Here is a 7,249-nt window from a genome sequence, read left to right on the forward strand (position 1 = left end):
ACGGTTTACACTGCAATGTTTGATTAAAAATCAACCTTCCAGTGGCTTGTGCAAATACGAATATGTGTCGGGTTTAACTCATTGCAAAGAGAACTTAAAAACAAACATGTTCGAATTTCCCCAATTTTCTAAGCACTCCGTAAAAAATGATGTGCTATCAGGCTTAACCGTTGCGCTAGCATTGGTTCCTGAAGCTGTCGCATTTGCGTTCGTCGCAGGCGTAGATCCGATGGTCGGTCTTTACGCTGCATTCATCGTTGGTCTTATTACTTCCATTTTCGGTGGTCGTCCTGGCATGATTTCTGGTGCAACAGGTGCCATGGCAGTCGTAATGGTTTCGCTTGTCGCGACTCACGGTGTCCAGTACCTATTCGCAGCCATCATGCTCGCTGGTATTCTTCAAATTGCCGCTGGTATGTTTAAATTGGGTAAGTTCATCCGTATCGTGCCTCACCCTGTGATGATTGGTTTTGTGAACGGTCTGGCTATTGTTATCTTCCTAGCTCAGTTGGGTCAGTTTAAAGCGCCAGATATCAACGGCATGCTTACTTGGCTACCACAAGACCAAATGCTACTAATGCTTGGTTTGGTTGCGCTAACTATGGCAATCATTCACTTTCTACCAAAAATCACAACGGCTGTACCCTCTTCACTTGTTGCAATCGTAACGGTGACTGCTTTAGTGGTTGGTTTGGATCTGGAAACTCGTACTGTTGTTGACTTCCTGCGTACAATGTCTGGTGATGAAGCGGCAACACTCGCAGGTTCACTGCCGACCTTCTCTATTCCGGCGGTGCCATTTACGCTAGAAACTCTACAAATCATTCTTCCATACGCGATCATTCTAGCGGCCATTGGTCTAATTGAATCTCTACTAACACTGACAGTTTTAGATGAGATGACGAATACTCGTGGTCAATCTAACCGCGAATGTATCGGTCAAGGTATGGCAAACATGACGTGTTCTGTGTTTGGCGCAATGGGTGGTTGTGCGATGATTGGTCAGTCGATGATCAACGTAAACTCAGGTGGTCGCGGCCGTCTATCTGGTATCGTTGCAGCTATCGCTCTATTGATGTTTATCTTATTCGCTTCTTCGCTAATTGAAATGATCCCACTCGCTGCTCTGGTTGGTGTGATGTTCATGGTTGTCATTGGTACATTCGAATGGGCAACATTTAAGCTAGCACGCCGCGTACCGAAGCAAGACTTCTTCGTTATTGTTCTTGTGACCGTTGTTACTGTTCTTACTGACCTTGCTGTTGCCGTAGCGGTTGGTGTTATCGTTTCTGCATTAATGTTTGCATGGCAACACGCTAAGCACATCTATGCCGACACGTGCTTAAACGAGGAAGGTTCAAAAGAGTACAAGATTCACGGCCCTATTTTCTTTGGCTCTGCGGCTAACTTCCTGGAGTTGTTTAACGCGCCTGAAGATCCAAAAGATGTGATTGTCGATTTTGCAGACTCTCGCGTGACAGATCACTCTGCAATTGAAGCCATTGAAACACTGGCTGAGCGTTACAATGCTCAAGGTAAAACGCTGCACCTTCGTCACCTAAGCCCAGATTGTCGTAAACTTTTGGACAAAGCTGGCAGCTTGGTTGAAATTAACGTGAAGGAAGACCCAAGCTACAAAGTCGCAACCGACATACTAGCGGGTTAACACGAATAAAAAGGGATGAGCTGAGCTCATCCCTTTTTCTATTGTCTTCAAGCACGGCGATTATAGCTTCTTCAAAATTGCGTCTGATGCCTCTTCGATTAAATCAAGCACCAGTTCAAAGCCATCTTCCCCACCATAATATGGGTCCGGGACTTCGTCGTAACCTGACTCAGAATGACTTAAAAATAACGATACTTTGTGTCGATACTTCAACGGACAAATATCCAATAAATCGGCCAAATTTGCTTTATCTGCGGCTAATATAAGGTCAAACTTTTCAAAGTCATCAATGGTGACTTGGCGCGCTTGCATTCCTTTAAAAGAATAACCTCGCTGCTTTCCTGCTGCCATCGCTCTTGAATCCGGTCGGTTTCCTGCGTGGTAGCCAATTGTACCTGCCGAATCAACCTCTACTTCAACGCCTAGCTTTTGAGCTTTCGCTCTTAACACTGCCTCTCCAGTTGGTGACCGACAAATGTTTCCCATACAAACAACAAGTATTTTCTTCATTTTATTCCCTGAATTATCGGTGGTTTTTCTTCACGATATGTTGGTCTATCATAGCGAGATAAATCAATGAACCCAAATTAGCTTGGGCACAGCACGAAAAGGAATTGAGGAAGTATTATGTCTATCGAAGAAAATAAAGAAGCACGCCATAAAGCTCGCCAACAAAAAGTCAAAGAACAGGTAGACGCAAAAATCGCTGCTGCTCAAGAGGAAAAAGGTCTGCTACTGATCATTACCGGAAATGGTAAAGGTAAATCGACATCAGGATTCGGTACGATCGCACGCGCAGTGGGTCATGGTTTGAATTGTGCTGTCGCGCAGTTTATTAAAGGTACTTGGGACAACGGTGAGCGCAACCTACTTGAGAAACTCGGCGTTGAATTCCAAGTAATGGCAACCGGCTTTACGTGGGAAACTCAAAACAAAGCCGCTGATACCGAAGCAGCGCAAGGCGTATGGCAAGAATGTAAGCGCATGCTGCAAGACGACTCTATCGATGTCATCTTGTTTGACGAGCTAACTTATATGGTGAGCTACGGCTACATCGACTTAGACGAAGTGGTCGAAGCACTGAGCAACAGACCTAAAATGCAGTCGGTTATTATTACTGGGCGTGGCGCACATCGAACCCTGATTGAAATGGCCGATACCGTTTCTGAAGTGAAAAATGTAAAGCACGCATTTGAATCTGGCGTAAAAGCCCTCAAAGGCGTCGATTGGTAACACTCGCAGAGTAATTTAAAAAGGGTTGGCAAAATGCCAGCCCTTTTGATTTTCACGCACGGTTAGTTGAAAAGATTCTTCAATAAACCATCGACCGCATCTTTGGTTTTCTCGTCTTTGATTTTGTCCGTTAGCTTCTCTACGCCACGATCGATTTCTTTCTGAGCTTTCTGCTTCAGAACATCATCAAATACGAGCTTGAATTTAGGATCCGCCCACTTACCAGACACATTGATTGGAATCGTGATATCTTTCAGCTCATCTATATCTTTGCCGCCTTGGCCTTCTAGGCTGCCTACAACTGACGTGCTGATAGTAAAGTCGACTGTTTCATTGATGTAGTTTGCGGTACCTTTACCACGAACACGTAACAATGGAGACTGAGCTTGCATATTATCCGTTGATACTACACCTTTGTTGAGTTTCAATGTCGCCGTCATCGCACTAAAGTCTGTTTTCTTAACTTCATTGGTGCCTTCAACTTTTTGCCCTTTAAATTTCGCATAGTTTTCACGAATCAACTGAGCAACGTTGATGCCATTCACCGCACCGTCAGCAAAATTGATAACAACCGTACCAGATAGATTCTTCTTGATACCGGTAGGCGTGAGACTCTTACCTGTAACATTCACATCAATGTTACCTGTCCCTTCAAGTTTGTCGTTTTCAGCAACGTCTATAAGTAGCGGTTGAACTTTCACGCCTTTGATTGACTTTTTAACGCTGTAAGTCGCTGGTGATTGGCGTGCATCTAACTTCGCTGTCGCTGAGATTGAGCCTTGGTACAACTTCGAACTAAATGATGTAAGCTCAAACACGCCACGATTTACAGTGAAGCTCGTTTTTACCGCTTCCATCTTCGCATTTGCCGCTTTGAATTTGTCGATGGTAATGTCACCCTTTACATCTAACGTTTTCAACGCAGACAAATCAGGCTCAACCTCAGGTCCGGCAGGAGCACTCTCGCCACCAGAAGCAGGCTTATTACCTTCGGCAGCTTGCTTATCTAACCCTAAGAACTCATCAAGATCGATATTGGGGCTATGGAGAGCAAAGCGTACTTTAGGAATATCACCGAGTGTCACATCTGCCTTACCATCTAGGGCGATAGCATTCGCTGTTAACTTCTCTAGAACAAAACTCAGATGGTTTTTCGTTAGGTCGAAAGACAGATCAGACACCATGTCGACTTTCATCGGGGACTGAGGTAAGGCATCACCCTCAAAAGTCGATTTAAGAGTTAACTTATCCAACTGTACTTTGCTGATAGCCTTGTCCACGCTAAGTTGACCAGCACCCTGCATATCTAACTTCATACCACCAGCGTCACCCTTAATGGCATAAGTCAGGTTATTTACTTTATCGAATTCAAACGTGTCTAAACCGATCGTTGCCGATTCAATTTTATTGGCAGGGTCAGAGTATGTCGCATCAAAGTTGATGTTCTTTAGCGCGTAGTTTGCCAAACCTTTTTCTAGCTTAAAGTCTGCCTGACCTTTCGCGGTGAACTTTTGGTCGTTCATTTCGCCCTTCACGCCAAAATCAGCCGTTGTCCAGTTGTCAAAAGCGAATTCGGAAAGGTTTAATGAAATATCATAAAGTTTGGTGTAACTACCGGCTTGCTTATCCTGCATTTCTAATGAACCGTTAGAAACAGTAACGCCAGCAAGATTAATACTCCAATCAGAACCAGAAGTTTGCGTTTCACCATTTTGCGTAGGCGCAGCATTGCTCTCTTGTTCTGCTTGTTGTGTTTGGGCTTTCGTCAATGCATCAATATTCTTGCTGCCATCTTTCTTGGTTTCAATGTAGAACTCAGCACCATCAAGCGTGACGTTTCCAATTTCAAGCTGCTGACTAAAAAGTGGCATAACAGAGATGTCTACACCAACGGTATCAACTTTGAATAAATTGGGTTTACTAAAGCCTTGTGGATTTCGCAATTCTGTATGTCCCAACTCAAAGCCAATCGATGGGAAAAATTGCCAACTGATATCCCCTTCAATCACCAACTCTAATCCCGTTTGCTTTTGCGCTTGCTCAACAATAAGGGGTTTAAACTGATTCGGATTGACGAAGATGGTTAACGCTAAAATTGCGACCAAAATGACCACAATCGGTATTGCTAGAATTAAGAGCAGTTTCTTCATTTGTTTTTCCTTGCTCGAGTGTTTTTACAATTATAAGCGCAGACTCCATTTACCGCTGACAGTTCCACAAAAGCGTGAAAAGTGTCTGGTTTTAACCTGCAACTGACTAATTTAAAAACAAAAAAAGAAGTGGCACTTAAGGTGCCACTTCTTCTCCTAAAAATAAAGCGATATAGCCGTCTATAGGCTTAAGCTTTCAAAAGTCTTGCAATGTGAGCTTTTAATACATCAATTGCGATACGGTTTTTACCACCGCGAGGAACAATAATGTCCGCATATTGCTTAGAAGGTTCGATAAACTGCATGAACATCGGACGTACTGTTTGTTGGTATTGCTTAAGAACAGACTCCATAGTTCGGCCTCGTTCTTCCACATCACGCTTAACACGGCGAAGCAAGCAAATATCTAACGGTGTGTCCATAAATACTGTCGCATGCATCAAATCACGAAGACGAGGGTCTGTAAGAAGAAGGATACCTTCTAGAATGATCACCTTTTTAGGTGTCATTGTGGTGGTGTTAATTGTTCTTGTGTGCTCAGTGTAGCTGTACTCAGGCACTTCTACTGCTTCACCACGTACCAATTTTTCTAGGTGCTCACACAGTAGGTCGTGGTCCAACGCACTCGGGTGATCGTAGTTCGTCTTTACTCGCTCTTCCATGCTTAGGTGGCTTTGGTCGTTGTAGTAGCAATCTTCCGTGATGACACCGATTTGATGATCGCCTACTTTCGCGCGAAGCTCATTATAAATAGTGCTCGCGATCAGACTTTTTCCAGAAGCAGAAGCGCCAGCAATACCTACGATGACGCATTGATTATTATCAGACATTAGTTTGCACCCGATGATGATTTCTAGTCACATAAAAAGATAAACTGCCTGATTATAGGGAGTTCACCCCATAGTTACTAGTTGGAATTAGGGTTTAGTCATAAGTTTCTGCCTGCTCAGAGGATTAACCTCCGAGCAAACGTTAAAATGTGCAATTATCAACCAGCAGGCATAGTAAACTTAGTTCACCATTGTAAAGCTAATCGCATCTGGTTTTGCTTTGCCTTGCCAAAACATCGTGCTACATACGCGATCGGCAAGTTGCTTATAATACCCTGCATGCTCACTTTCTGGGCGTCTTGCTACCGTTGGCACGCCAGCGTCAATATCTTCTCTCATAGAGATATGAAGCGGAATTTGTCCTAACAATGCTAAGCCAAATTCTTGCGACATTTTTTCAGCTCCGCCCATACCAAAAATATGCTCTTTCGCGCCACATTGACTACAAATGTGATAACTCATGTTTTCCACAACACCAATAACCGGGACATGGACTTTGTTAAACATTGCCGCTCCCTTCCTTGCATCGGCAAGGGCTAAATCTTGCGGCGTTGTGACTAGCACGCTACCTGTTACCGGAATTTGTTGTGACAGAGTCAATTGAATATCCCCCGTACCTGGCGGCATATCAATCACCAAATAATCCAAATCTGGCCAATCTGTTTCAGTTAATAACTGCGACAATGCTTTTGAAGCCATTGGACCGCGCCATATCGCCGCTTCTGATTTATCCACCAAATAACCGATAGAATGAGTATAGATGCCGTGAGCAAAAATGGGTTCCATCCACTTGCCATCACGAACTTCTGGTTTAGCATCTTCTTGCCCCAACATCATAGGTACAGACGGACCATAGATATCTGCATCCAACAATCCCACTTTCGCCCCAGATTGAGCAATCGCCAACGCTAAGTTAACTGCGGTAGTAGATTTACCAACGCCACCTTTCGCAGAACTGACGGCAATGATGTTCTTAACACCCTTAACCGAGTTAGCCACTTGAGTTTCTAAAGCTTTAACTCCAAGGCGAATATTAAATGGGAATTCAGCCACTTTACCCGAGGCTTGCTGCTGTTTGATCCAGTCATGCAGTACGGTTTGAAGCTCATTACTTGCGAATGGCAACGTTATATCAATAGAACCCTGTGTCGTAATCGAAATTGCGCCATGAATATCTGCCCAGTTTTCCACCAACTGTGGATGTTGGAATTGGTTAAACCAGTGACAAAAATCTTGTTTTGAAGTGAACTGATGCATAAGCCCTCCTTTTAGATGTCATGCTACCACCGTCCAGGCTCAACCAGAACCCCAAAAAAACTAAGGCATTCCGCAGTTTGACACCTTGGAGTTAGTCAGTTCATGGGGTAGTA

6 protein-coding genes are annotated in these 7,249 nt (G+C 44.0%); 2 read left to right on the top strand and 4 right to left on the bottom strand.

Annotated features, from left to right (window positions below):
- Window positions 1-106 precede the first annotated feature (106 nt).
- On the top strand, window positions 107-1,666 hold the full coding sequence (locus CAG68_RS19700; RefSeq protein ID WP_005380840.1) for a SulP family inorganic anion transporter: 1,560 nt from the start codon (window positions 107-109) through the stop codon (window positions 1,664-1,666).
- 60 nt (window positions 1,667-1,726) lie between these two features.
- Here the strand turns inward: CAG68_RS19700 and CAG68_RS19705 are convergent, their stop codons facing one another.
- Window positions 1,727-2,176 carry a low molecular weight protein-tyrosine-phosphatase gene (locus CAG68_RS19705; RefSeq protein ID WP_025767219.1) on the bottom strand — a complete coding sequence of 150 codons (450 nt, stop codon included), beginning with the start codon at window positions 2,174-2,176 and terminating at the stop codon, window positions 1,727-1,729.
- A gap of 117 nt (window positions 2,177-2,293) precedes the next feature.
- Here CAG68_RS19705 and cobO point away from each other — a divergent pair, with 117 nt between their 5' ends.
- Window positions 2,294-2,899, top strand: coding sequence for a cob(I)yrinic acid a,c-diamide adenosyltransferase (gene cobO / locus CAG68_RS19710; RefSeq protein ID WP_005380837.1), 606 nt, complete (start codon window positions 2,294-2,296; stop codon window positions 2,897-2,899).
- Between the two features lie 62 nt (window positions 2,900-2,961).
- Here the strand turns inward: cobO and CAG68_RS19715 are convergent, their stop codons facing one another.
- The 3 genes from CAG68_RS19715 to apbC all read right to left on the bottom strand — a co-directional run bounded on the left by CAG68_RS19715 (window position 2,962) and on the right by apbC (window position 7,136).
- Window positions 2,962-5,049, bottom strand: a complete 2,088-nt coding sequence (locus CAG68_RS19715; protein WP_161441554.1) for an AsmA family protein — start codon at window positions 5,047-5,049, stop codon at window positions 2,962-2,964.
- Window positions 5,050-5,237: 188 nt separating this feature from the next.
- Window positions 5,238-5,879 carry a uridine kinase gene (gene udk, locus CAG68_RS19720; protein WP_005380833.1) on the bottom strand — a complete coding sequence of 214 codons (642 nt, stop codon included), beginning with the start codon at window positions 5,877-5,879 and terminating at the stop codon, window positions 5,238-5,240.
- 180 nt (window positions 5,880-6,059) lie between these two features.
- Window positions 6,060-7,136, bottom strand: coding sequence for an iron-sulfur cluster carrier protein ApbC (apbC, locus tag CAG68_RS19725; protein WP_005380830.1), 1,077 nt, complete (start codon window positions 7,134-7,136; stop codon window positions 6,060-6,062).
- Window positions 7,137-7,249 lie beyond the last annotated feature (113 nt).

The sequence above is a fragment of the Vibrio sp. V42_P2S4T144 genome (genome assembly GCF_009904715.1).
Lineage (GTDB): Bacteria > Pseudomonadota > Gammaproteobacteria > Enterobacterales > Vibrionaceae > Vibrio > Vibrio alginolyticus.

Bases quoted from the DNA above. Each gene is read 5' to 3' on its own strand.
- CAG68_RS19700 (WP_005380840.1), top strand. From the start codon at position 107: ATGTTCGAATTTCCCCAATTTTCTAAGCACTCCGTAAAAAATGATGTG.
- CAG68_RS19705 (WP_025767219.1), bottom strand. From the start codon at position 2,176: ATGAAGAAAATACTTGTTGTTTGTATGGGAAACATTTGTCGGTCACCA.
- cobO (WP_005380837.1), top strand. From the start codon at position 2,294: ATGTCTATCGAAGAAAATAAAGAAGCACGCCATAAAGCTCGCCAACAA.
- CAG68_RS19715 (WP_161441554.1), bottom strand. From the start codon at position 5,049: ATGAAGAAACTGCTCTTAATTCTAGCAATACCGATTGTGGTCATTTTG.
- udk (WP_005380833.1), bottom strand. From the start codon at position 5,879: ATGTCTGATAATAATCAATGCGTCATCGTAGGTATTGCTGGCGCTTCT.
- apbC (WP_005380830.1), bottom strand. From the start codon at position 7,136: ATGCATCAGTTCACTTCAAAACAAGATTTTTGTCACTGGTTTAACCAA.